Raw genomic sequence first — 23801 nt, 5'->3', positions numbered from 1 at the left:
ACAAAAAAACCCTTCTGATATTCTCAGAAAGGGTTTTTCTCTTAAGCTAAAATGGCTTGCAGCAAAGCTTTTTGTACATGCATACGATTTCCAGCCTGCTGAAAAACAACAGAATTTGGTCCGTCAATAATGCTTGCTGTTACTTCTTCTTCACGATGCGCAGGCAAACAGTGCAGAAATAAATAGTCTGACTTAGCATAGGCAGCTAGTTCTCCATTTACTTGATAAGGAGCAAATATTTTCAAGCGCTGCTGTGCTTCTTCTTCCTGTCCCATACTTGTCCATACGTCTGCATAAATAGCATCGGCATTTTTCACAGCCTCTACAGGATCTTTTGTAATCGTAACCTTCGCACCTGTTGTAGCAGCTATTTCATGAACATAAGCTGTTACAAAGTCTTTTGGCTCATATCCATCAGGGCATCCAATTGAAATATCTATTCCCATTTTTGCACAGGCAATCATCAACGAATGCGCTACATTATTTCCGTCTCCAACATAAGCTACTTTTAGCCCTTCAAATGATTTCTTGTGCTCGTAAATCGTTAATAAATCAGCTAGAGCCTGGCAAGGATGATAATCATCTGTCAAACCATTAATAACGGGAATGGATGCGTAATCTGCAAGCTCTTCGATCTTGCTGTGTTCAAACGTACGAATCATTATAGCATCGATGAATTCAGATAGTACGCGTGCTGTATCAGCAATCGTTTCTCCGCGTCCGATCTGTAAATCTTGGCTGCTTAAAAAGAGGGCGTTTCCTCCAAGCTGCATCATTCCCGCTTCAAATGAGACTCTTGTTCTTGTTGAAGATTTTTCAAAAATGAGCCCCAGCGTTTTTCCTTTTAACGATGTTACGATTTCACCATTTTTATGCTTTTCTTTCAGCTCAATGGCGCTTTCCAAAAGTGACATAATATCGTCTGATGATAAATCTTTAAGTGTAAGCAAATCTTTTCCTTTTAAATTCGTATTTACCGAGACTGTACTCATGATACTGTCACTTCCTTTTTAGTTTTTTGAAACCATTCTTGCAGTGATGAAACGTGATATTCATCGACTTGGAACGATTGAAAAAATAGCGAAGCCGTTTCTGCCTCCGTCATAACCATTAAACCGTGTTTTAATGCTGACATACGGCTTTCTTTATCTTCAGGCTGCAAGCTTACATATAATAAAGCTTCTTTCGTTTTTACCCATTCACTAACTTCTTTATCTTTAACAAGAGTTAAGCCGGCGCTTTGCACAAGTTCTTCAAGGCCCTGCGCTTCTCCGTTGATATACACTTCTGCAGCACCTTTTTTACTTAACACATACTGATGGAATACTTTTTTTGCTGCTTCTTCAATCGTTGAAGAAATCGCAATTCCTTCACCAGTAGACTTCATTTCCGGTCCAACAAGTGGATCAACTCCTGATAATTTACTTGTCGAAAATACTGGAAACTTGATAGTTGTGTAAGCTGGATCCGGCAATAAACCTAGCTTTTCACTAATTTCCGACAATGATTTTCCAAGCAATATTTGAGTTGATAGCGAAATAAGCGGCGTGTTGCACACTTTGCTTACTACAGGCACTGTACGGCTGGCACGCGGATTAACTTCCAGCATGTAGACTTCATCGTTGTAAATAACATATTGGATATTCATAATCCCTTTATATTGAAGTTTGTTTACAATTTTTTGAGCGTAGCTCACCATTTTCTCTTTATGTGCTGCTTCTACTGTTTTTGCTGGTAAAAGCGCATAGCTGTCTCCTGAATGAACGCCGGCTTTTTCAATATGTTCAACGATTGTCGGAATCAACACATCTTTTCCGTCTGCTACCACGTCAACTTCTGCTTCTTTTCCAGGGAAGTAAGCATCAATAAGCATTGGGAAATGAGACGCTTTAATAGCCGGTAAACAAGACTGAAGCTCCGTTTCGTTTTGAATTGTCAGCATTCCTTTTCCGCCAATCACGTAAGAAGGACGAATAAGTAATGGGAAGCCCATAGCTTTTGCTTTTTGTACAAGTTCTTTAGCGTCTTTCGCCATTTCACCTGGGATATGCGGAATATCACAGTCATCTAAGAGCTTATAAAACAGGTCACGATCTTCAAGTGCATCAATGACATCATTTGTAATCCCTAGTAAATTGACGCCAGCTTCTTCTAGCCCTTTAACAAGCGAAATAGCCGTTTGACCTCCGTATTGAACAATTACATCCGTTACATTTTCAGCATCAAGAACATTTAATACGTCTTCTACTGTTACAGGTTCAAAATATAAGCGATCTGCTACTTCAAAATCCGTACTTACCGTTTCTGGATTATTGTTAATTAAAATCGTTTCGTATCCTTCTTTTTCAAGAGCTAGCACACCGTGTACAGAACTGTAGTCGAACTCTACTCCTTGCCCGATACGAATTGGTCCAGAACCGATAATCGCAACTTTTTTATTGGTTGATGGTTCAATCTCACTTTCGCCGTAGTAACTAGAGTAGAAATAAGCCGTTGAAGATTCAAACTCGGCTGCACATGTATCCACCATTTTATAGCTTGGCGTAATATGTAGTGCTTTACGTTTCGCTCTTACGTCAAGCTCCGGCACATTCCATACGTTTGCTAGATACGCATCTGTAAAACCATGCTCTTTCACTTGCTTGAAGTGTTCAGCTGTAATCGAATCAAAACGCACTTCTTTTAAAGATGCTTCCATTTTAATCAGCTGTGCAAAGTGTGTTAAATAGAAATAATCAATTTGTGTTACTTCATGGATATACTCAGGCGTTGTGCCGCGGCGTAAAAGCTCAAGGATAACAAAAATACGCTCATCGCTTTGTTCGCTAAGCTTGCTTTTTAATTCATCCGTTGAAAGTTCTTGCAGTTCTTCTACTTCTAATCCTTGTAAGTCAATTTCTAAAGAAGATAATGCTTTTTGGAAGCTACGTGTAAAGTTACGGTCAATAGCCATTACTTCTCCAGTTGCTTTCATTTGCGTACCAAGCGTTCTTTCAGCGTAGAAAAACTTGTCAAACGGCCATCTTGGAAATTTCACTACTACATAGTCAAGAGCAGGTTCAAAGCTTGCATACGTGTCTCCCGTCACAGGATTTAATAACTCATGAAGCGTGTAGCCTACCGATAGCTTTGCAGCAATTTTAGCAATCGGATAGCCAGTTGCTTTTGATGCAAGAGCAGACGAACGGCTCACACGCGGATTTACTTCAATTAGATAATACTGCTTGCTTTTTGGATCAAGCGCAAACTGGATGTTGCACCCCCCAATAATGCCGAGCGATGAAATAATTTTAACTGAAGCAGAGCGAAGCATTTGATATTCCACGTCTGTTAACGTTTGAGAAGGAGCAACGACTACCGAATCTCCAGTATGAACACCTACGGGATCAATATTTTCCATATTACAAATGGTAATGCACGTATTGTTTACGTCGCGCATAACCTCGTACTCAACCTCTTTAAATCCGGCGATGCTTTTTTCAATTAAGCACTGAGTAATAGCACTTTCACGTAAACCTGACGCTGAAAGTTTTTCAAGCTCTTCCATAGAATGAGCAATTCCTCCGCCTGTTCCGCCTAACGTATAAGCAGGACGTACAATAACAGGAAAACCAATTTTCTCGGCAAAAGCTAGCGCTTCTTCTACTTTTGTAACAACTTCACTTTCCGGCACCGGTTCATTCAGTTCATTCATCAATGCACGGAACTCTTCACGGCTTTCACCTTTTTTGATTGATTCAATCGGCGTTCCTAAAAGCTTCACATCGTATTTCGGCAAAATGTTTTGTTCATGAAGCTCAAGGGCTAAGTTTAAACCCGTCTGTCCACCTAATGTTGCTAACAAACCGTCCGGCTTTTCTTTTGCAATAATTTTCTCCACGCAGTCTACTGTTAATGGTTCAAAATAGATTCGATCTGCTACGTGAGTATCCGTCATAATTGTAGCTGGATTATTATTGATTAAGATAACTTCATAACCTTCTTCTTTTAATGACAAGCATGCCTGAGTTCCTGAATAATCAAATTCTGCTGCTTGCCCGATTACAATTGGTCCTGATCCGATTACTAAAATCTTTTTTAACGTTTGGTCTTTAGGCATATACTTTTCCGCTCCCTACTTGCTGTACTTTCGTCATAAATTCATCAAAGATATACGTGCTGTCACTTGGTCCAGGATGTGCTTCTGGATGATATTGAACGGACATAACAGGAAGGTCTTTATGCATTAAACCTTCAACCGATCCGTCATTCACATTTTTAAATCGAACGTTTAATGGCGTAGACGTAATCGTCTGTTCATCTACGACATAGCTATGGTTTTGAGACGTCATACATACTTTGTTATTCGTTAAATCAATTACAGGCTGATTAGCTCCTCGGTGACCGAACGCCAGCTTTTTGGTTTGTGCCCCAAAAGCAAGCCCAATTAACTGATGTCCAAAGCAAATTCCCAAAGTTGGATACGATGAAATAATTTCTTTTAATTCATCCAGCTGACTGCTCACTTGAGTTGGATCTCCAGGTCCGTTTGATAAGACAATGCCATCCGGCTGCAGCTCTTTTACTTTTGAAGAGCTTGTAGAATAAGGAACAACTGTTACTTTGCACTCTCGATTTAACAGCTCTTGTAAAATTGATTTTTTATAGCCAAAGTCCATTAATACAACGTGTTTTTCACCGTTTCCGTAAGTAACAGGCTCTTTTGTTGATACTTCTTTTACTACATACCCATCGCATTCAGCAGTAAATGCTGGCGGCTCAGCAGATGTCGAAAAGGCAGATTGCATCGTACCTTCTTTTCGAATTCGTTTTACGACCGCTCTCGTATCCACATGTGTAATAAGCGGAATGTTCCATTTCTTTAAATATTGTTTAAAGCTGTACATCGCTTCGTAATGGAACCCTTCATCTGAACATTCGTATACGACAACGCCTGCTACGTGAGGCTTTTTGCTTTCATAATCTTTTTCATTGATACCATAGTTCCCAATCAAAGGGTACGTAAAGACGATAATTTGATCTTTGTAAGATGGATCAGTCACAACTTCTTGATAACCAGTCATTCCAGTAAAGAAAACAATTTCTCCTTCTGCCTGGTGCGTTGCTGTATGTTCAATGTGTCCGGCGAACGAATCGCCGTTTGCTAAGTGTAAATATCCGTTCATTGTGCATCCCTCTTCGAATAATTATTTATAAAACAGAATTTTTATACAAACATATTCAAAAAAATTTGTATTATGAAGTAATTTTTGTTTGGCTAAACGCTTCTTCAATGATATGAACCGCTTGGTCCAACTCTTTTTTTGTTACAGTTAAAGGCGGCAGCAATCGTACTACGTGCGGTCCTGCTCCCAGTGCTAGCAATCCTTTTTCACGCATAGCTGCAAGCAATGCCGACTGATGTTCCCCGCATTCAATTCCAATCATAAAACCTTTTCCGCGAACATCCGTTACAAATGAATAATCTGCTATGCTATTTTTCAAAGCATTGGTAAAATAAAGGCTTTTTTCTGTAACCTCTGCCAAAAATGCTTCATTAAAAATAATGTTTAAGGTTGCTTTGGCTGAAGCTAATGCAATTGGGTTTCCTCCAAAGGTTGTTCCGTGGGTACCGGGTCCAAACGCTTCTTTGAGGTAGCCTTTTCCAATCATTGCACCAACCGGCATTCCGCTTCCTAATCCTTTAGCTGCTGTAATAATATCTGGTGAAACGTTAAAATGCTGATAAGCAAATGGGTTTCCTGTTCTGCCGATTCCAGTTTGCACTTCATCGACTATAAAGAGTGCTTCGTTCTTTTTACACAGCTCTTGAATGGTTAATAAAAATGCTTCGGTTCCTGGAACCACTCCGCCTTCTCCTTGAATGACTTCAACCATAATTGCTGCTACGCTGTCGTCCATTTCTTGTTTTAATGCTTCTTCATCATTGTATGGCACGTAAACAAACTCATTAACAAGAGGACCGAAGCCATCATGAATTTTCGCCTGCCCTGTAGCTGTCATTGTAGCAAATGTACGTCCATGAAATGATTTTGTAAACGTAATAATTTTGTGTTTTTGTGTGTACTTGCGCGCTAATTTAATCGCCGCTTCGTTGGCTTCTGCACCGCTGTTACAGAAAAATACTGCATCACCGTTTGAGTGTTCCACAAGCTTACCTGCTACGTCTTCTTGAATCGATTGATGAAATAAATTTGACACGTGCCACACTTTATTTAACTGCTCTTCGACCGCTTTTTGAACATCAGGATGACGATGACCTACGTTACAAACAGCGATACCTGAAATAAAATCTAAATACTCATTTCCTTTGTTATCTATTAATTTTGTTCCTTGCGCCTCTTCCACATGGATATCAAACCGTTGATATGTTGGAAACAATGAACTCATCGCTATCTTCTCCACCTTTTCCACTATATTTAATTGCTGTACCAATAAGCTTCCCTTCCTTATCTAAAAATCCATCAGTTCCGCTAATAATATGAACTTCTTCAAGCAAAGGAGATAACGCATTTACCGCTGATGTTACTTTCGGAATCATTCCGCCGTAAATTACTTTTTCTTCAATAAGTGCATCAATCTCTGACTTTGTAAGCTCAGAAAGCAATGCTCCATCCTTTAACACACCTTTTACATCCGTTACAAACATCAGCTTTTCGGCATTTACTGCTTGTGCAACGGCTCCGGCTGCCACGTCAGCATTAATATTATAGCTATTACCTTCTTCATCTGCTCCAATGGAAGAAACAACTGGAATATACTGACTGTCGGTTAGTTGTTTTAATAATGTATCGTTTACGCCTTTTACTTCTCCAACATAGCCTAGACGTTCCACATCAATTGCCTCTGCTTTAAGCAATAATCCATCAATTCCTGATAGTCCTACCGCTTTTAAGTTCGATTTTTGTAGATCTTTTACAAGCTGCTTATTAACCTTGCCTGCTAATACCATCGTCACAACTTCTAATGCTTCTTTGGACGTTTTTCGAAGCCCATCTACAAATTCCGTTTCAATGTGAAGTTTGGTAAGCGTATCTTGAATATCAGGTCCGCCTCCGTGCACAACAATGATCTGATATCCATTTGCTTTTAACTGCTGAATGCTTTCAAAAAAAGCGCTTGTTAACTGATTGACAATGCTGCCTCCGCATTTTACAACGACGATTTTTTCATTGCTCATTTCACTCTCTCCTTACGTTCGATAACTGGCATTGATTTTGACATAATCGTAAGTCAAATCGCAGCCCCACGCTTTGCCGATCCCACTTCCCTGCTGTAAGTCCACATAGACTTCGACCGTATCATTTTCTAAATAAGCCTTTGCTTCTTCTTCACTAAATGAAACAGGCTGACTGTTTTTTAACATCTGGATATCACCTAACGAAACATTCACTGTTTCTGGATTAAGCGCTACTCCGCTGTATCCAACTGAACAAATAATTCGTCCCCAATTAGCATCGGCTCCATACATGGCCGTTTTCACTAGGTTCGAGCCCACAATTTGTTTAGCAATCACATTTGCTTCTTCGTTTGTATGGGCACCAGATACGTTTACTTCAATTAGTTTTGTTGCTCCTTCACCGTCGCGTGCAATTTGTTTGGCTAAATCTTCACACGTCAAGCGCAGTGCTTCATAAAACGAATTCCATTCAGGATGATCTGGTGTAAGCGACTGGTGATCAGCTTTTCCATTTGCTAAAACAACAACCATATCGTTGGTGGACGTATCACCATCCACTGTAATTTGATTAAAGCTTTTATTTGTAATAGAACCTAGCGCATCTTGTAGCACTGAAGCTTCAACCTTAGCATCCGTTGTGATAAAGCTAAGCATCGTAGCCATATTTGGGTGAATCATGCCTGATCCTTTCGCTGTACCGCCAATGGTGACTACTTTGCCGTCAATTTTTGTTTCATAGCAAGCTGATTTCATCACTGTATCTGTTGTTAAAATAGCCGTTTGAAATTCTTCTGCTTTTTCTTTGTTCGACGAAGGACTTAACAACCCAATGCCTTTCACGATTTTTTCCATATCTAGAAGCTCTCCAATTACCCCTGTAGAAGCTACCGCTACATGATGAGGTAGGATATTAAGCTTTTCTGCACATGTATTTCGCATTTGGTATGCATCTTTTAATCCTTGTTCTCCAGTACATGCATTTGCACATGCGCTGTTCACAACGATCGCTTGCAGCTTCTGCTCCACTGCTACACTTTCTTTTGTAACAGCTAAAGGCGCCGCTTGAAAGGCGTTAAGCGTGTAAACAGCTGCGCAATTAGCTGGCACATCGCTTACAATAACTCCTAAATCTTTTTTAGCATAACGTAAACCAGCGTGAACGCCGTCTGCTGAAAAACCTAGCGGCGTTACAATTGTACCGTTCTCTATTTTCTTTATCTTTTCTTTCGTTTGTTTAACCGTAATCACTATACGTTCCCTCCTGCTTTTATCGTGATTAGTGATGCTGTTGACTTTATGGGAAGACAGGCAGTAGCCCGATACCCGCTTGCTGTTCAAATCCCATCATGATATTGGCATTTTGAATGGCCTGACCGGCTGCCCCTTTAACTAAGTTATCAATGACAGAAACAATCGTGACACGCTTTGTTCGTTCGTCAAATGCAACACCGATATCGCAATAATTTGATGCACTTACTTCTTTAGTAGACGGAAATTCACCAGCTTTTCGAACGCGAACGAACGGGGTGTTTTGATATGTATCTACATATAGCTGATGAAGCTCTTGTACTGAGCTTTCTTCAGAAAGTTCAGCGTATATTGTACTCATAATCCCTCGCGTCATTGGAACTAAGTGCGTACTGAACGTAACATGGCCAATTTCTTCATCCCACTTTTCTAAAATAGATTCGATTTCTGGGATATGCTGATGTTGATTAACTTTGTATATTTTCATATTTTCATTGATTTCAGCATAATGAGCCATTTGCGAAAGACCGCGTCCTGCTCCTGAGATCCCGGACTTTGCATCAATGATAATAGAGTTTGATTTCACCATTTGTTTACTAACGAGGGGAGCTAGCCCAAGCAGTGTAGCTGTTGGATAACAACCCGGATTCGCAACGAACGTACTGCTTTCAACTTCATCTGCAAACCATTCTGATAATCCATACACAGACTGCTGTAAAAATGCTCCATCTGCGGCGGGCTTTTTGTACCATTTTTCATAAAGCGCTTCTGTTTTTAATCTAAAATCTCCAGATAGATCTACCACTTTTATTCCTTCTTCTATTAATTGAGGTACAAGTTTGCTAGAAACACCGGATGGAGTTGCTGTAAACACTAAATCTAATTCTTCAGCCATCTTCTTAGGGTTTATATCTTGCAGTGTATATACAGTATTAGAAAGGTGAGGATAAACTTCTGCTAGTTCCATCCCATCCTGAGAGGATGAATAAACTGCATAAACATGAAAATGTGGGTGATTCGCTAACAAACGAATCAGTTCTACTCCTCCATACCCTGTTGCTCCAACAATTCCTACCTTGTATTCTTTCATTTTAAAACTCCTTTTTCCACGTATCTATTTGAATTATTTATCATTATAATACCGTATAAAAATAAAATCAAATGAATATTTAAAAAATCCAATACTTTATTCTATATTTTTAAACATTTTTATTTATTCATAAGTTTTTATTTTTATAACTATCTTTCTATTTTTGTTTAGAAATTGTTCACAGATAGTTTTGGAAAACACTGGTTGTTTTTGTGTATAATAAGAATATCGATAAAATCATCCGTATGACATTTTTTTATACGGCTAGTGGACGTACAGCATATACAGACTGTTCTAACTTAATAGATTAATAAGTAGCAGTCGCAAAAATTTTAATTAAAAGGTGATAACATGATGAACATCACAACGGATTCTTTTTCGAATGAGCTGCAGCAATTTTTTATGAGCTTTGATCATAAAATTTCGTTTAAAAAAGGTGACTTTCTCTTTCAAGAAGGTTCGACTTCAACTCATTTATTTTTTATTACATCAGGGGCCGTGCAAGTAGGTAAAGTGACACCGGAAGGACGCGAGCTGACGCTTCAGCTCGCGAGTTCAGGAGACTTAGTCGGGGAAGTCATGCTGTTTTGCGGATCTACTCCCCATATGCTTCAAGCAAAAGCTATTGAACCTTGTACGGCAATCAGTATTCAAAAACGGGTGTTAGAAAACGAACTAGCACAATACCCTGCTCTTTCTATGGAGTACATGAAGTGGATGGGACTACAAATTAAACGAATGCAGACAAAATTTAGAGACTTAATTCTAAATGGAAAAAAAGGTGCTCTCTATTCTACTCTGATCCGCATGTCTAATAGCTTTGGAGTAATGAAGCCAGATGGTATTTTATTAAACGTAACGTTGACCAATCAAGAAATCGCCAATCTATGCGGGACATCTCGAGAAGTGGTCAATCGCATGCTCGCTGAGTTGCGAAAAAACGAAGTGATTTCAATGGCAGATGGAAAAATCATCATTCATAAGCTTTCTTTTTTAAAGAAAGAAATAGACTGTGAGGACTGCCCTGTGGAATTGTGCAGAATTGAATAAGAAAAAAGCCATCGTTGATGGCTTTTTTCTTATTGAACACCTAATGCAATTTTAGCGTAGCGCGTCATGCGATCTTTATCCCATGGCGGATTAAATGTGATATTCACTTCTACATTTTCTACTTCCTCAAGCGAAATTAATTGTTTTTTCACTTGTTCGCCAATCACACCAGCCAGCGGGCAGCCGATAGAAGTTAACGTCATCGTCACAATAACCGTGTTGTTTTCTTCCATTTCTACACCGTACACTAAGCCTAAATTTACGATATCAACGCCAAGCTCTGGATCAATTACTTCTTCTAGTGATTCCATGATTTTATCTTCTAACTGTTTATCCATATTCATTCTCCTTTCTTTTACTTCCGTAATTATCTTCACGTATTAAATATACCCTTAAACAATTTATCGTAAGCAATCAATAACTATGTCTTACACCGTAACAAGACAGCTTTTGCATGTCAATCGTTCTGCTTTGCTCCTAAGGAAAAGTTGTGTAAAATATGGGAATACAAGCATGAATATTAGTAGAATTCAATATAATCGTATAACTACTTTAATTTAAAAGGAGCCCTATATGAGAAACGATCAACACTTAATCGCCTTAGATCTGGATGGAACATTGTTAACGAATGAAAAAACCATTTCACCTACAACGAAACGGGTAATAGAAAAAGCCAAACAAGAAGGACATATTGTAATGATTGCAACTGGAAGACCTTATCGTTCCAGTGCTATGTATTACAGCCAATTAGATTTATCCACGCCTATCGTAAACTTTAACGGAGCGCTTGTCCATCACCCCCTTCAGCCTGATTTCGGCACGCATCACGAACCTTTAAACCGCCGCACTGTCCATGACATTGTGACAGCTATGCAAGACTATCGCATCAACAATATCATGGCAGAAGTACAAGATGATGTGTATCTTCATTTTGAAGATCGAAAATTAATGGATGTACTTAGCCTAGGGGATCCTAAATTACAAACGGGTGATTTGCGTCATACGCTGCAGCACGATCCAACGTCTATTTTAATTCACGCAGATGAAGAACATGTACAAGATATACGCTCTCACCTTTCAGATGTTCATGCAGAAGTACTAGAACATAGACGCTGGGGAGCACCTTGGCATGTCGTTGAAATTGTAAAAAAAGGACTTAATAAAGCTGTAGGTCTTGAGCGCGTAGCTAATCATTATCAAATTCCACGCGAACGAATTATTGCGTTTGGAGATGAAGACAATGATTTTGAAATGATTAAATTTGCAGGACACGGTATCGCCATGGAAAATGGTATTAGCGAATTAAAACAGCTAGCGCGTGAAGTAACAAAATCGAATGAAAATGATGGTATTGCTTATTATTTGGAAAAAACGTTAAATTTATAACTTAGCTTTTTTTGAAAAGCAAGGTAAATTTTTATCGCTATCATTTTTTTTATTTAGCACACACTATAACCGACACTTCTTAAGGTGTCGGTTTTATTTATATTACGAGGAGGAATTTATGATGGGCAGAGGCAATCGATCAAAACGTTTTGTGAAACAAGGTGCAGACGCAGTTCAAAAACATGATGAACGAATTCCTTATCATATGACTATGGCAGAGGCAGAAGCATTTCAAGCTCAGCAGCGCCAAACTCCTCATGGAGGACAGTAACTTATGAAAAATTCACTTTTTGGTCAAGTAAAAGATGCGATTCGAAATGCAGTATCCGGCCATTCAGAAGATCAGCTTCACCGTCAAAAGCACGGCAACGGTGAACTTGATATTTCAGAAGGTGTATTAAATAGCATTGCTTCTAACGCTTCTCCTGAGGAGCAAGAGCAGCTGAAGCAATTCCAAAACTCATTGCATCAAGCGTACGATACAGATCGAGAATCACATTCACAAGAGAAAAGCGCAGACATTACGTCTGATACGCTGTCTCATATCGTTCAGAATGCTTCTTCCGAAGAGAAGGCACAGCTTGAACAGCTTCAAAATACTTTAGAAGGCGGTCAGTCTCACGCTCACGGTAAAGCTCACACGTCCAGTGAAAGCGTAGCAGCTGACATATTATCTCATGCACAGCAAAATGCTTCTCCTGAAGAAAAGAGCCAGCTTGAACAGCTTCAAAGCACTTTAGAAGGCGGTCAGTCTCATGCTCACGGTGAAGCTCACACGTCTAGTGAAAGCGTAGCAGCTGATATGCTGTCTCATGCACAGCAAAGCGCTTCTCCTGAAGAACAAGCTCAGCTTCAGCAGCTTCAGAATACATTAGGAGCTGCTGGTCAAAATCATCAAACGTCTCAGGCTCATACGTCTGCAGCTTCTGATGAAAACATTGCAGCTGATATGCTGTCTCATGCGCAGCAAAATGCTTCTCCTGAAGAACAAGCTCAGCTTCAAGAACTTTCTAATGACTTAAAAGGTACACATTAATAAAAAAGGTCCAGGTAATGAATACCTGGACCTTTTTTAATCCTTGCGAAACAAACCAAAGATTCCTGTTGTCTGAACGATATTGGTAAATGCTTTAGGATCTACCTCTTTAATCACGCGTTCTAAGTCAAATAATTCATATCTGGTCAAAACAATCATCAGCATTTCTTTATCTTCGTTTGTAAAGCCGCCTTTAGCCGGTACCGCCGTAATCCCTCGCACGAGTTTGGCGTGAATCGCCTTTCTTAGCTCCACTCCTTTTTTCGTTACAATCATTGCTGTGAGTTTGACATGACGCGTATGAATAACATCAATGACGCGAGTAGTTGTATAAAGCGTCACAAGCGTATAGAGTGACTTCTCAGCACCATATAAAAGACCTGCTAGCACGATAATGATTGCGTTTAATACGAACATATAAGTGCCAATTGGTCGGTCTTTTACTCGAGACAAAATCAGGGCAATAATATCGAGCCCACCAGTTGAAGCTCCAAATTTTAATGTAATTCCCACCCCTACCGCTAAAATAACGCCTCCAAAAACTGCGTTAAGGATGATGTCTTTAGAAAGTGCTTGAATAGGAATAATTCCAAGAAACAAAGTTGTTGCAGCAACGCTGATAAAGCTGTAAACAGTAAATGACTTCCCAACTTTTTTCCACCCTAAAATAGTTACAGGAATATTTAACAACAACAGCAGCACTCCAGTGGAAATAGTAAAAGGTGTGTAATCTGTCACGATACTCGAAACAAGCTGCGCTACTCCTGTAAAGCCGCTCGAATATACATTAGCAGGTATCAAAAACAAGTTGAGCGTAAGCGCATTCAATAATGCTCCTACCAAGACGACTATCGCTTTTTTTGTTTCAAGCCACATATTCAAATGACCGACCTCCGCTTTTTTAAAACTTCTTACTCTCCTATACCCATTTATAAAATGAATAAAGTCAGCATCTTTAAAATAGTTAGTACATATAGTATGTACGATTTGGCAGAATTAAAAAAACTTATTCAAAAATTGTATTTTTCTCAAAGTGCTTATACACTAATACTATGTCGTATATAACGCTTCTCAATGTTTATACATCAAATTCATTTAATGTTTTATAAATGCAATTAGGAAGGTGACATTTATGTCAATTAAACTTTTAACCGATAGTGCAAGCGATTTGCCTTTATCCTTTTTTCAAGAAAATAACGTTGGCTTTTTACCACTTCGCGTAAGCCTGGATAATCAAGAATTTTTAGATCTACAAACAATTGAGCCAGCTTCTGTCTACGAAGCCATCCGTAAAGGCAAGATGCCAAAAACATCTCAAGCGGCTCCAACTACTATGTATGAAGTCTTTGAAGACATAGCTAAATCAGGTGATTCGTGCGTTTATTTAGCTTTTTCTTCAGCATTATCCGGTACATATCAAACAGCAATGATGATTCGAGAAGAACTCCTAGAAAAGTATCCCGATTTTCAATTAGAGATAATCGATACGAAATGTGCATCTCTTGGCCAAGGAGTAGTTACTTATTATGCAGCACAATTACTACAACAAAACCTCTCACTAGTAGAGATGACAGAAAAAATAAAGCAATACGCCCTGCATATGGAACATATTTTTACGGTCGATGACTTAGATTTTCTTGCTCAAGGAGGACGCGTGAGCAAAGCTTCTGCTTTTGTAGGAGGTCTGCTTAATATTAAGCCGCTGCTTCATGTGGAAGATGGAAAATTGATTCCAATCGAAAAAATCCGCGGCCGTAAAAAAGTATTTAAGCGCATGCTTGATGTAATGGAAGAGCGAGGAAAAAACCTCTCTTCTCAAACCATTGGAATTAGCCATGGAGATGATTTAGAAACAGCTCTTCAGCTGAAAGAGATGATTCAAGAACGTTTTGGAACCAAACATTTTATTATTAATATTATTGGTGCAGCCATAGGTTCTCACTCTGGCCCAGGGACGATTGCAGTCTTCTTTTTGAACGAAACCATCGAATAATTTAAAGAGGTCAGGGCATTCTAAAGGTACGACCAAAAAGGGGTGTATCATAATGCCAAAAACGAGCGATAACGATAAAAAAGCAAAAGATAATAACGCAAAGCTTCACGAAAAGAATCTGCAAGCTAAGCATAACCGTGAGCTTGGAAAACATTCATTTTCTAAAAAAACTGATCACTTATAAAAAGAAGCCGCTGAATTTTCAGCGGCTTCTCCTTTTAGTTTTCTTCTTTTTTAAAATATGTCCATCCTTCTTCTTGATAAACTTTTCCTTCTTTCATCAGTTTACCAAGCGCACGTTTGAACGCAGCTTTACTCATATTAAAGCGCTCACGAATATCTTCCGGATAGCTTTTATCCCAAAATGGCATAACGCCACCGCGGCTTTCCATGTAATCGTATAGTACTTGTGCATCTTCATCCATGCTTTCTTGCTTGCGCGGAAGAAGCGATACGTTTAGCGTTCCGTCTTCTTTTACATTAATTACGCGGCCTGTTACATACGTACCAAGCTTTGGTTCTTTGCGTCTCTCGCTTTCATGAATAAATCCAACATATCCTTCATCTGTCATAATAAATGAACCTACGCGCAGTACGCGATAGATGTATCCGCTCACTTCACGATTAAAAAGTTCGGGCGGAGCATCTAATGCCATTGCTTTCATCACATCGTCTGTAGCAATTTTTCCGTACATCTTACCGCGCTTTGAAATCTTCATTGTACAGTAAACCTTGTTTCCGACTTCTGGCCACAGATCTTCTAGCGCAGGTAAGTCTGTTGAACCAATTAACATATCTTTGTTCATGCCGATATTTACAAACACGCCCAAACCTGGATTAACATCTACGACCTCGACCCACTCATAAACACCTTCTTCAACAAGAGGTAAGTGCATCGTTGCCGTTAAGCGGTCATGCTGATCAAGGTATAGAAAAACTTCTACTTCTTCTCCTTCAGCAAGTTCTCTTGTTGTTTCATTTTTATGTAGCAAAATTTCTTCTTCACCCTCTGCTAACATATAACCAATCGGCGTTTCCCGGTTTACTGTTAAATACGCTTTCATCCCAGCTTCTACATTCATCGTTCTATCCATCCTTTATATAAATTAGTAGTGACTATTCCGTCACCACATACCTTCTCACTTTGCATCGAACAGCATTTTAAATTTCAAATCAACTTAAATGCATGCATTGTTTAAAAAAGCTGCTTCTATAGCTTACAACAAAAAGCATAACTTGTATTGTATCAATTACCGGCTCTCTATTCAATATCAGTTGTATACAGTTTGTGTTTTATTTATAATAAAAGAACAAACTCTTTACATATGGAGGTTACTATGGCTAAAGATAGTTCATTTGACATTGTGTCACAAGTCGATTTATCAGAAGTAACAAACGGCATTACCATGGCAACAAAAGAAATTAAAACCCGCTACGATTTTAAAGGCAGTAAAAGCGAAATCTCGCTTGAAAACGAAGAGCTTGTTCTTATTTCTGATGATGAATTTAAGCTTGAACAGTTAAAAGACGTACTGATCTCCAAGCTTATTAAACGCGGCGTACCTACACGCAATATCTCATATGGAAAAATTGAGAACGCCTCTGGAGGAACGGTTAGACAACGCGCCAAGCTAATTCAAGGTATCGACAAAGACAACGCTAAAAAGCTAAATACAATTATTAAAAATACCGGTTTAAAAGTAAAAAGCCAGATTCAAGATGATCAGCTTCGCGTAAGCGGTAAAAATCGTGATGACCTGCAGCAAATTATTTCAGCTATTCGCAGCGCTGATTTACCTATTGACGTACAATTTATTAATTACCGCTAAAAAATGGATGCTCCGGCATTCATTTTTTCTTTTAAAGCCTTTTTTTATTCATTCAGGCTTATTCCTATGCATAGATACACTTTCTTAACAAATACTAGTATACGCTTACATACTCATATTAATTAAGGAGTGTATACCAATGAATCAAAATCAAAAACAAAACTTCCCTCCTCAGCATCAGCAAACTCAGCCAGGTATTGAGAAAGATATGCATCCAATCCCTACCTCTATCGCTCCAGATTATAAGGCAAGCGGAAAATTACAGAACAAAGTAGCTGTTATCACCGGAGGAGACAGCGGTATCGGACGTTCTGTCGCTTATCATTACGCTAAAGAAGGCGCAAATGTTGTCATAACCTACCTTAATGAACACGATGATGCAAATGAAACCAAAAAACAAGTTGAACGAATGGAAGCTTCTTGTTTATTGCTTGCTGGCGATATAGGAGATGAGCATTTTTGTCAAGAAGTCGTCTCAAAGGCGATTCAGACTTTCGGAAAAATAGACATCTTAGTCAATAATGCAGCTGAACAGCATCCTCAAAAAAGTATTACGGATATTACGACTGAACAGCTTACTCGTACGTTTCAAACGAATATTTTTTCAATTTTTCATCTGACCAAAGCTGCATTGCCTCATTTAAAACAAGGAAGCGCTATTATTAATACAACGTCTGTGACAGCTTACCATGGACATGATCAGCTGATTGATTACTCTTCAACCAAAGGTGCTATCGTTGCTTTTACACGTTCTTTATCAGCTTCGCTCGCAACAAAAGGCATTCGCGTAAACGGCGTAGCTCCGGGACCCATTTGGACACCTCTTATTCCGTCTACGTTCGACGAACAGCAAGTTGCGACATTTGGGTCTAATACACCTATGAAACGGGCAGGACAGCCTTCTGAGCTCGGACCGGCCTATGTATACTTGGCAAGCTCTGATTCTTCTTATATGTCCGGGCAAGTTCTGCACATTAATGGGGGATCCATTGTAAACGGATAACATTTCTCTTCGGTCATTCATTTATTTTTATGTGGAAACACTATCAGAATTCAGCTATTTTTGTTTAAATAGAGATATGAACACCGCTAAAGGAGAGTATTTGAATGACCGATACATTAAGCACTCTTAAACATATATACGAAACCATTTTAAATAAAGTCGATGCCGGTATCCATGCGGTCGATGAAACAGGAAAAACTATTATTTATAATGAAAAGATGACAAAGATGGAGCTGATGGATGAACAAGACGTTTTACATAAAAACTTGTTAGATGTGTTTATGTTCAAAGAAAATCAGCAAAGCACGCTTGTACAGGCGCTGCAAAAAGGAAAAGAAACGGTTAACGTCAAGCAAACGTATTTCAACAATCAAGGACAAGAAATCACGACGATTAATAATACCTTCCCTATTTTAAAAGACGGGGTCATTCAAGGAGCGGTTGAAATTGCTCAGGACGTGACGAAACTAGAGCGTCTAATCCGGCAAAACATTAGGCAAAAAGGAAACACACGCTTTACGTTTGATAGCATCATCGGAAACAGTCAAGCGGTTCATGATGTGATTGAAGACGCCAAGCGCGCTACTAGAACTCCTTCTTATGTCTTAATTATTGGAGAAACAGGCACGGGAAAAGAACTGTTTGCTCAAAGCATACATAATGGCAGCAGCCGCTCTTCTGCGCCTTTTATTTCACAAAACTGTGCTGCGCTACCGGATAATTTAATTGAAAGCCTTTTGTTCGGTACGAAACGCGGAGCTTTTACAGGTGCAATGGATAATCCTGGTCTTTTCGAACAAGCGCAAGGAGGCACATTACTGCTAGATGAAATCAACTCGTTAAACCCAAATCTTCAGGCTAAGCTTCTTCGAGTGCTGCAGGAAAAAACCGTACGAAGAATTGGGGATACAGTGGACAAACCGGTTAACGTTCGAGTGATCGCGAACATGAATGAAGATCCAATCGATGCAATTGCAGAAAACCGATTACGCAAAGACTTATATTATCGACTTGGCGTCGTGACGCTTTTTATTCCTCCTCTTCGCAAACGAAAAGAAGATATTATTGAATTAACAAAGTTTTTCATCAAAAAATACAATGATTTGTTTCAGATGAATGTAAAAACCGTAGATCACCAAGTCATGTCTTCTTTTCTCTCTTATGACTGGCCAGGGAACGTACGGGAATTAGAACACATTATTGAAGGTGCAATGAACTTGGTAATGGACGAAGATGTTATTCACTATTCTCACCTTCCTTTCCAATACAGAACGAAGTTCCAGCTAAAGCAGCATGAACATTTTGAAAATAAAGCAAGCAGTGACGCACCTTCTTATACAAGCGCTTTTCACCCTTCTCTTCCTTTAAAGGAACAGCTGTTAGCGTTCGAAGCAGAATGTATTAAACAAACGCTTGAACAACACAGCCACAACATCTCAAAAAGTGCTAAGATACTAGGGCTGACCAGACAAAGCTTGCAGTATCGTATGAAACGATTAAACATCCGCTCTAAATAAAAAAGAAGTGCACTGTGCACTTCTTTTTTATTTTGCTTTATAAACCGGTGAATCCGATTGTTTTTGATCAATATTTTTCTTGATTCCTGCGTGATAATACACGTAGAGTACAATGATTAAAGGGACACCACAGTAAAGACCAATTCGTTGATCCGGAATAAAAATTAAGCTGATTAATACAAGTCCATACAAACAAAAACCTAGAATAGGAACGAACGGATAAAGCGGCGTTTTAAATTTCAATTCCTTTATGTCTCCTCCTTCCGCTAAAAAACGACGGCGGAACATAAATTGAGAGGCACAAATGGACATCCAAACAATAATGGTCACCATTCCTGAAATCGAAATAAACCAAAGATATACGGTTTCAGCAGCCACGACGCTTGTAATCAACGAGCACCCTGAAATAATCATTGTCACAATTAATGCGTTAATTGGAACACCTTTTGAAGATAATTTCTTCAAAGGTTTTGGCCCCATATTGCTGTTTGACAGTGACCAAAGCATACGAGAAGCAGCATAAACGCCGGAGTTCGCCACTGATAGAACGGCTGTTAAAATGACAAAGTTCATGATATCCGCTGCGTATGGAATGCCAATTTGATCTAATACGGCAACAAACGGACTTTCAATGACGCCTGCTGTTTTGTATGGCAGAATAGAGACTAAAACAAACATAGCTAACACAAAGAAAAACAGCGTTCTCCAAATGACGTTTCGAATAGATCTCGGCAACGTTTTCTCAGGACTTTCACTTTCTCCTGCTGCAATGCCGACAAGCTCCGTTCCTTGAAACGAAAAGTTAACCGTTACTAAAGTCAATAAAACTGCCAGTATTCCATTTGGAAAAAGACCTGCGCCTTGGGTGAAATGTGAAAGAAACGGGGCGGGTTCTCCTCCCTTGAAATCGATAAAACCAAAAACAGCAGCTCCTCCAATTAAAATAAATAGAATAATAGCCGTAACTTTAATACTCGAAAACCAAAACTCAGTTTCAGCATAGCTTCGAGCAGAAAGAGCGTTAATTAAAAATGTAATGACACCAAAAATCAAGCACCATGACCATATAGGTACATCAGGAAACCACCTCTGCATTAAAATTCCTGCTGACGTAAATTCAAGCCCCGTGGTATTTGCCCAGCTGAACCAGTACAGCCATCCAATCATAAAGCCTGTAGAAGGTCCTAAAAACCTTGTAGCGTATTCTTGAAAGGAACCTGAAACCGGCATTGCTACCGCTAGCTCTCCTAAACAAAGCATAACTAAGTACATGAGGAAGCCGCCTATTATATATGCAAGAATGGCTCCTCCCGGCCCTGCCTGGCTAATAGTAAAACCCGAACCTAAAAATAGGCCTGTTCCAATCACGCCTCCTAACGCAATCATAAATAAATGTCTGCTTTTCATTGTTCTCTGTAATTGGTTTTGTTCTGTATGTCTATTCATCGGTACCTCCGTTCTTCATTTTCTTATATGTGGTTTGTACAAGCATGCCTACTTTTTAGCATCTGAACAGTTGTTTCTTGAATCAACTTAGGAAGAACTCCGAACGAATAAGGCTTATACACTCGCTCTGTCCACTTATGTCCGTCTTTCCCATATACTCCTATATTGATGGACGGAATATTTAACTCTCGAATTTCACGGAAAGGAATCGCCCCTGCAATCCCCCACCCCGGAAAGTTACGTGTAAAAGCATCGATTTCCTCATCTGTCTCATGAAGAGATAAAAAGCTGCCATCCGCTAAGTAGGGAAAAAATTTTTTAAACTGAAACGTCTCTCCCGTCTGTTTTCCAACCTTCTCCACAGCTGCTTGTAAGGGATAAAGAAGCTGCTGATCTCTGCTTTCGTCTTTCTTCAAGTGATTATGAGGCAAGTAAGGCGGTGCAAAAAAGACAATTACGCGCGGACTTTGATGCGGATCTAACTTTTGAAGTTCTTCAATTACTTTAAAGCACCTTGTTCTAAGTTCTAAATGCGCATACTGTTCGAAAGCTCGTTCAATACAATCCTGAGCATTTATCCCTTTTTGATCCAATTCTTCCAGGTAATCTTCCAAACTCACAACATCCACTTTCCAAGACAAGTTTCGCTTTGGTAAATTCGTTCTCTGAACAAAAAGTTCGTAATAATCAGAAAGTTTTTTCTCCACTTTTTCACATGCTTCGATTGATAATCCAATTAATTGACTCATCACTTCTTTTGCCGTTCGTTCATAGATGAAATAGTTAAAATACAAATGACTGCTTACAGCAGTTTGCACATTATAAGCCTCTTTATTATCTCGTTGATACAGACAGGAAGGTGGCAGTACCAGCTCTCCTTCAATATTTTCAGCTAGATTAATATTGTTATGGATGCTTCCTGTAATCTCAGATGCAATCAAATTAGGATCTATACCAGCAAGCGTATCTCCTACGTGTACCTCCCTTCCGTAAATATAAAAACATGGAAGCAGTTTCCCAGCGGCTCCTGTATAAATATAGCGCGTGGAATCTCCATCGTAAAGAGGTGTAATAAAGTCGGTATTAATCGCTGCTACATATGAAAGATTTTTTTCTTTTTTCAAACGGTTCAGTTCAGAAACTGCAGAAATAATTCCAGCATGCTGGCTTTCCTCATCTGGGTTGACCATAAAAAGGACGTTTCCTTCTAATTTATTTGGATGCTTAGTAAAATGCAGCACATTGGCTAAATGTACAGCGATTCCACTTTGCATATCAACGGCTCCTCTTCCAAACATCCATTCACCTGAGCGAGCATCTCGCTGTACATCTTCATTAATGTTATGCGTAGAGAAATAGCGCTGAAGTTCTTCTGGATCTAATGCTATGTCTTTTAATGGACCAAAATCTTCAATGCCAACCGTATCTAAGTGAGCGTGATAAATCATTGTTTGAGCATTTTTTTTGCTGCCTTGAATAAAAGCAAATACATTTTTTCTACCTAGCGTATCGCCATTAACTTTCTGTTCCCAAACGTGGAGGGGATTTTCTTTGAAATAAGGAAAACTTTGAAGCGTGTTTTTAATGAAATCAGCAATCTTTACTTCGCCGCTTGTCCCATTGATACTTTTGATTTTCACTAACGCTTTTGTTAAACATTCAACTTGCTCTTCCATGCTTAGCTGTGAGAGTTGGATATACACTTCTATTCCTCCTGCCTATCAAATAAAAACGTTATTTAGCTGCATATGAATAAAAATAGTACGATATATACATATCGTACTATTTTTATTTATTTTAAACCGATTACTCAGCAAATACTTTTTCAATTCGTTCAATTGCCCAGTCTAACTCTTCTTTTGAAATCGTTAGCGGCGGAGCAAAACGAATAACCGTACTGTGCGTTTCTTTACAAAGCAAACCTTGGTCTTTTAATTTTTCACAATAAGGACGAGCTTCTTCGTGTAATTCTACCCCGATGAATAGACCTCGGCCGCGCACTTCTTTAATAACTGGATTGCTTAAGCTTTGGAGCTTCTGCTTGAAATAAGAACCTAATTCTAATGAACGCGCTGGAAGTTCTTCATCTTCAATTACTTCCAAAGCAGCTAATGATACGGCACAAGCAAGCGGGTTTCCTCCAAATGTTGAACCATGAGAGCCAGGGTTAAAGACACTTAAAATGTCTTCGTTAGCGACTACGCAAGAAATAGGGAAAACTCCTCCTCCAAGCGCTTTACCTAAAATCAGCATATCTGGTTCTACGCCTTCCCAATCACAAGCAAACATTTTGCCTGTACGCGCTAAGCCAACTTGGATTTCATCAGCAATAAATAGCACATTATGTTCTTTACATAAATCAGCTGCAGCTTTTAAGAAGCCTTCTGGAGGTAAAACGATACCTGCTTCACCTTGAATTGGCTCAATTAAAAATGCGGCTGTATTTGGTGTAATAGCAGCTTTTAACGCTTCTAAATCACCATAAGGAATGGTTTGAAGCCCTGGAAGCATCGGTCCAAAGCCACGTTGATATTCTGCTTCAGACGATAAGGAAACAGCTGTCATTGTACGACCGTGGAAGTTGCCCACACATGCGATGATTTGTGCTTGATTTTCAGCAACGCCTTTCACATCGTAAGCCCAGCGGCGTGCAGCTTTAATGGCTGTTTCCACCGCTTCTGCTCCCGTATTCATTGGAAGAGCCATATTTTTATTTGTTAATTTACAAATCTTTTCATACCATGGACCAAGCTGATCATTATGAAACGCTCGTGACGTTAACGTTACTTTATCAGCTTGACGTTTTAATGCTTCAATAATTCTTGGATGACGATGTCCTTGGTTAACAGCGGAATAAGCACTTAGCATATCCATATATTTATTATTTTCTGGATCGTGTACCCATACGCCTTCTGCCTTTTCAATTACAATCGGCAGCGGATGATAGTTGTGTGCCCCAAATTTTTCTGTTTGCTCAATGATTTTCACCGTTTTTTGTGTTTCAGTTGTCATATTTACTCCTC

22 protein-coding genes are annotated in these 23801 nt (G+C 39.2%); 9 read left to right on the top strand and 13 right to left on the bottom strand.

Going from position 1 to position 23801, the window contains the following annotated elements:
• Window positions 1-41: 41 nt before the first annotated feature.
• From argF to argC, 7 genes are all read right to left on the bottom strand, one after another.
• Window positions 42-992, bottom strand: coding sequence for an ornithine carbamoyltransferase (gene argF / locus POF52_RS16420; protein WP_271993470.1), 951 nt, complete (start codon window positions 990-992; stop codon window positions 42-44).
• Window positions 989-4099, bottom strand: a complete 3111-nt coding sequence (locus tag POF52_RS16415; protein ID WP_271993469.1) for a carbamoyl phosphate synthase large subunit — start codon at window positions 4097-4099, stop codon at window positions 989-991. The genes argF and POF52_RS16415 overlap by 4 nt, the downstream gene beginning before the upstream one ends.
• Window positions 4092-5165, bottom strand: coding sequence for a carbamoyl phosphate synthase small subunit (locus POF52_RS16410; protein WP_013055390.1), 1074 nt, complete (start codon window positions 5163-5165; stop codon window positions 4092-4094). The genes POF52_RS16415 and POF52_RS16410 overlap by 8 nt, the downstream gene beginning before the upstream one ends.
• Window positions 5166-5235: 70 nt before the next feature.
• Window positions 5236-6390, bottom strand: coding sequence for an acetylornithine transaminase (locus POF52_RS16405; protein WP_271993468.1), 1155 nt, complete (start codon window positions 6388-6390; stop codon window positions 5236-5238).
• The gene (argB, locus tag POF52_RS16400) at window positions 6356-7180 is read right to left on the bottom strand and encodes an acetylglutamate kinase (RefSeq protein ID WP_271993467.1); all 825 of its coding nucleotides are present in this window, start codon (window positions 7178-7180) and stop codon (window positions 6356-6358) included. The genes POF52_RS16405 and argB overlap by 35 nt, the downstream gene beginning before the upstream one ends.
• Before the next feature lie 12 nt (window positions 7181-7192).
• The gene (gene argJ / locus POF52_RS16395; RefSeq protein WP_373685875.1) at window positions 7193-8425 is read right to left on the bottom strand and encodes a bifunctional ornithine acetyltransferase/N-acetylglutamate synthase; all 1233 of its coding nucleotides are present in this window, start codon (window positions 8423-8425) and stop codon (window positions 7193-7195) included.
• A gap of 49 nt (window positions 8426-8474) precedes the next feature.
• Window positions 8475-9518, bottom strand: coding sequence for an N-acetyl-gamma-glutamyl-phosphate reductase (gene argC / locus POF52_RS16390; protein ID WP_271993466.1), 1044 nt, complete (start codon window positions 9516-9518; stop codon window positions 8475-8477).
• A 351-nt stretch (window positions 9519-9869) separates the two neighbouring features.
• Here argC and POF52_RS16385 point away from each other — a divergent pair, with 351 nt between their 5' ends.
• Entirely contained in the window at window positions 9870-10568 is a 699-nt protein-coding gene (locus POF52_RS16385) for a Crp/Fnr family transcriptional regulator (RefSeq protein ID WP_047931019.1), read from the top strand.
• A 29-nt stretch (window positions 10569-10597) separates the two neighbouring features.
• Here the strand turns inward: POF52_RS16385 and POF52_RS16380 are convergent, their stop codons facing one another.
• Window positions 10598-10906, bottom strand: a complete 309-nt coding sequence (locus tag POF52_RS16380) for a metal-sulfur cluster assembly factor (RefSeq protein WP_013055384.1) — start codon at window positions 10904-10906, stop codon at window positions 10598-10600.
• A 235-nt stretch (window positions 10907-11141) separates the two neighbouring features.
• Here POF52_RS16380 and POF52_RS16375 point away from each other — a divergent pair, with 235 nt between their 5' ends.
• The 3 genes from POF52_RS16375 (at window position 11142) to POF52_RS16365 (ending at window position 12990) form a co-directional block, all read left to right on the top strand.
• Window positions 11142-11954 carry a Cof-type HAD-IIB family hydrolase gene (locus POF52_RS16375; RefSeq protein WP_271993465.1) on the top strand — a complete coding sequence of 271 codons (813 nt, stop codon included), beginning with the start codon at window positions 11142-11144 and terminating at the stop codon, window positions 11952-11954.
• 118 nt (window positions 11955-12072) lie between these two features.
• Complete coding sequence (locus tag POF52_RS16370; RefSeq protein ID WP_013055382.1) at window positions 12073-12225, top strand: hypothetical protein; 153 nt, start codon at window positions 12073-12075, stop codon at window positions 12223-12225.
• Between the two features lie 3 nt (window positions 12226-12228).
• Entirely contained in the window at window positions 12229-12990 is a 762-nt protein-coding gene (locus POF52_RS16365) for a DUF3813 family protein (protein WP_271993464.1), read from the top strand.
• Window positions 12991-13026: 36 nt separating this feature from the next.
• On the opposite strand, the gene POF52_RS16360 is transcribed toward POF52_RS16365, so the two are convergent.
• Complete coding sequence (locus tag POF52_RS16360) at window positions 13027-13866, bottom strand: YitT family protein (RefSeq protein ID WP_271993880.1); 840 nt, start codon at window positions 13864-13866, stop codon at window positions 13027-13029.
• A 256-nt stretch (window positions 13867-14122) separates the two neighbouring features.
• Between POF52_RS16360 and POF52_RS16355 the strand changes: the two genes are divergently transcribed.
• Window positions 14123-14983: a DegV family protein gene (locus POF52_RS16355; RefSeq protein ID WP_271993463.1), complete on the top strand. Its 861-nt coding sequence runs from the start codon at window positions 14123-14125 to the stop codon at window positions 14981-14983.
• A 52-nt stretch (window positions 14984-15035) separates the two neighbouring features.
• Window positions 15036-15167 carry a DUF3941 domain-containing protein gene (locus tag POF52_RS16350; protein ID WP_013055378.1) on the top strand — a complete coding sequence of 44 codons (132 nt, stop codon included), beginning with the start codon at window positions 15036-15038 and terminating at the stop codon, window positions 15165-15167.
• A 34-nt stretch (window positions 15168-15201) separates the two neighbouring features.
• On the opposite strand, the gene POF52_RS16345 is transcribed toward POF52_RS16350, so the two are convergent.
• Window positions 15202-16065, bottom strand: coding sequence for a CvfB family protein (locus tag POF52_RS16345; protein ID WP_013055377.1), 864 nt, complete (start codon window positions 16063-16065; stop codon window positions 15202-15204).
• Window positions 16066-16320: 255 nt separating this feature from the next.
• Between POF52_RS16345 and POF52_RS16340 the strand changes: the two genes are divergently transcribed.
• The 3 genes from POF52_RS16340 (at window position 16321) to POF52_RS16330 (ending at window position 19332) form a co-directional block, all read left to right on the top strand.
• Entirely contained in the window at window positions 16321-16812 is a 492-nt protein-coding gene (locus POF52_RS16340; protein WP_013055376.1) for a YajQ family cyclic di-GMP-binding protein, read from the top strand.
• A gap of 139 nt (window positions 16813-16951) precedes the next feature.
• Window positions 16952-17815 carry an SDR family oxidoreductase gene (locus POF52_RS16335; RefSeq protein ID WP_016763019.1) on the top strand — a complete coding sequence of 288 codons (864 nt, stop codon included), beginning with the start codon at window positions 16952-16954 and terminating at the stop codon, window positions 17813-17815.
• Window positions 17816-17919: 104 nt separating this feature from the next.
• Entirely contained in the window at window positions 17920-19332 is a 1413-nt protein-coding gene (locus POF52_RS16330) for a sigma-54 interaction domain-containing protein (RefSeq protein ID WP_271993462.1), read from the top strand.
• 27 nt (window positions 19333-19359) lie between these two features.
• Here the strand turns inward: POF52_RS16330 and POF52_RS16325 are convergent, their stop codons facing one another.
• From POF52_RS16325 to POF52_RS16315, 3 genes are all read right to left on the bottom strand, one after another.
• Window positions 19360-20778, bottom strand: coding sequence for an amino acid permease (locus POF52_RS16325; protein ID WP_176585125.1), 1419 nt, complete (start codon window positions 20776-20778; stop codon window positions 19360-19362).
• Window positions 20779-20801: 23 nt separating this feature from the next.
• A complete protein-coding gene (locus POF52_RS16320) occupies window positions 20802-22481 on the bottom strand; it encodes a M20/M25/M40 family metallo-hydrolase (protein ID WP_271993461.1) in 1680 nt (559 codons plus the stop codon).
• A 103-nt stretch (window positions 22482-22584) separates the two neighbouring features.
• A complete protein-coding gene (locus tag POF52_RS16315; RefSeq protein ID WP_271993460.1) occupies window positions 22585-23790 on the bottom strand; it encodes an ornithine--oxo-acid transaminase in 1206 nt (401 codons plus the stop codon).
• Between the last annotated feature and the right edge of the window lie 11 nt (window positions 23791-23801).

It is taken from the genome of Priestia sp. AB, assembly GCF_028369225.1.
GTDB classification, from domain to species: domain Bacteria; phylum Bacillota; class Bacilli; order Bacillales; family Bacillaceae_H; genus Priestia; species Priestia megaterium.
Note: the sequence above shows the minus strand (reverse complement) of the source record. Positions and strands in the feature narration are given on the sequence as shown.

What these genes read in the sequence shown, in the direction of transcription:
- POF52_RS16375 (WP_271993465.1), top strand. Translation starts at nt 11,142, where the DNA reads ATGAGAAACGATCAACACTTAATCGCCTTAGATCTGGATGGAACATTG.
- argB (WP_271993467.1), bottom strand. Translation starts at nt 7,180, where the DNA reads ATGAGCAATGAAAAAATCGTCGTTGTAAAATGCGGAGGCAGCATTGTC.
- POF52_RS16380 (WP_013055384.1), bottom strand. Translation starts at nt 10,906, where the DNA reads ATGGATAAACAGTTAGAAGATAAAATCATGGAATCACTAGAAGAAGTA.
- POF52_RS16405 (WP_271993468.1), bottom strand. Translation starts at nt 6,390, where the DNA reads ATGAGTTCATTGTTTCCAACATATCAACGGTTTGATATCCATGTGGAA.
- POF52_RS16385 (WP_047931019.1), top strand. Translation starts at nt 9,870, where the DNA reads ATGATGAACATCACAACGGATTCTTTTTCGAATGAGCTGCAGCAATTT.
- POF52_RS16350 (WP_013055378.1), top strand. Translation starts at nt 15,036, where the DNA reads ATGCCAAAAACGAGCGATAACGATAAAAAAGCAAAAGATAATAACGCA.
- POF52_RS16325 (WP_176585125.1), bottom strand. Translation starts at nt 20,778, where the DNA reads ATGAATAGACATACAGAACAAAACCAATTACAGAGAACAATGAAAAGC.
- POF52_RS16345 (WP_013055377.1), bottom strand. Translation starts at nt 16,065, where the DNA reads ATGAATGTAGAAGCTGGGATGAAAGCGTATTTAACAGTAAACCGGGAA.
- POF52_RS16355 (WP_271993463.1), top strand. Translation starts at nt 14,123, where the DNA reads ATGTCAATTAAACTTTTAACCGATAGTGCAAGCGATTTGCCTTTATCC.
- POF52_RS16370 (WP_013055382.1), top strand. Translation starts at nt 12,073, where the DNA reads ATGATGGGCAGAGGCAATCGATCAAAACGTTTTGTGAAACAAGGTGCA.
- POF52_RS16330 (WP_271993462.1), top strand. Translation starts at nt 17,920, where the DNA reads ATGACCGATACATTAAGCACTCTTAAACATATATACGAAACCATTTTA.
- argC (WP_271993466.1), bottom strand. Translation starts at nt 9,518, where the DNA reads ATGAAAGAATACAAGGTAGGAATTGTTGGAGCAACAGGGTATGGAGGA.
- POF52_RS16340 (WP_013055376.1), top strand. Translation starts at nt 16,321, where the DNA reads ATGGCTAAAGATAGTTCATTTGACATTGTGTCACAAGTCGATTTATCA.
- POF52_RS16335 (WP_016763019.1), top strand. Translation starts at nt 16,952, where the DNA reads ATGAATCAAAATCAAAAACAAAACTTCCCTCCTCAGCATCAGCAAACT.
- POF52_RS16365 (WP_271993464.1), top strand. Translation starts at nt 12,229, where the DNA reads ATGAAAAATTCACTTTTTGGTCAAGTAAAAGATGCGATTCGAAATGCA.
- POF52_RS16415 (WP_271993469.1), bottom strand. Translation starts at nt 4,099, where the DNA reads ATGCCTAAAGACCAAACGTTAAAAAAGATTTTAGTAATCGGATCAGGA.
- POF52_RS16315 (WP_271993460.1), bottom strand. Translation starts at nt 23,790, where the DNA reads ATGACAACTGAAACACAAAAAACGGTGAAAATCATTGAGCAAACAGAA.
- argF (WP_271993470.1), bottom strand. Translation starts at nt 992, where the DNA reads ATGAGTACAGTCTCGGTAAATACGAATTTAAAAGGAAAAGATTTGCTT.
- POF52_RS16360 (WP_271993880.1), bottom strand. Translation starts at nt 13,866, where the DNA reads ATGTGGCTTGAAACAAAAAAAGCGATAGTCGTCTTGGTAGGAGCATTA.
- POF52_RS16410 (WP_013055390.1), bottom strand. Translation starts at nt 5,165, where the DNA reads ATGAACGGATATTTACACTTAGCAAACGGCGATTCGTTCGCCGGACAC.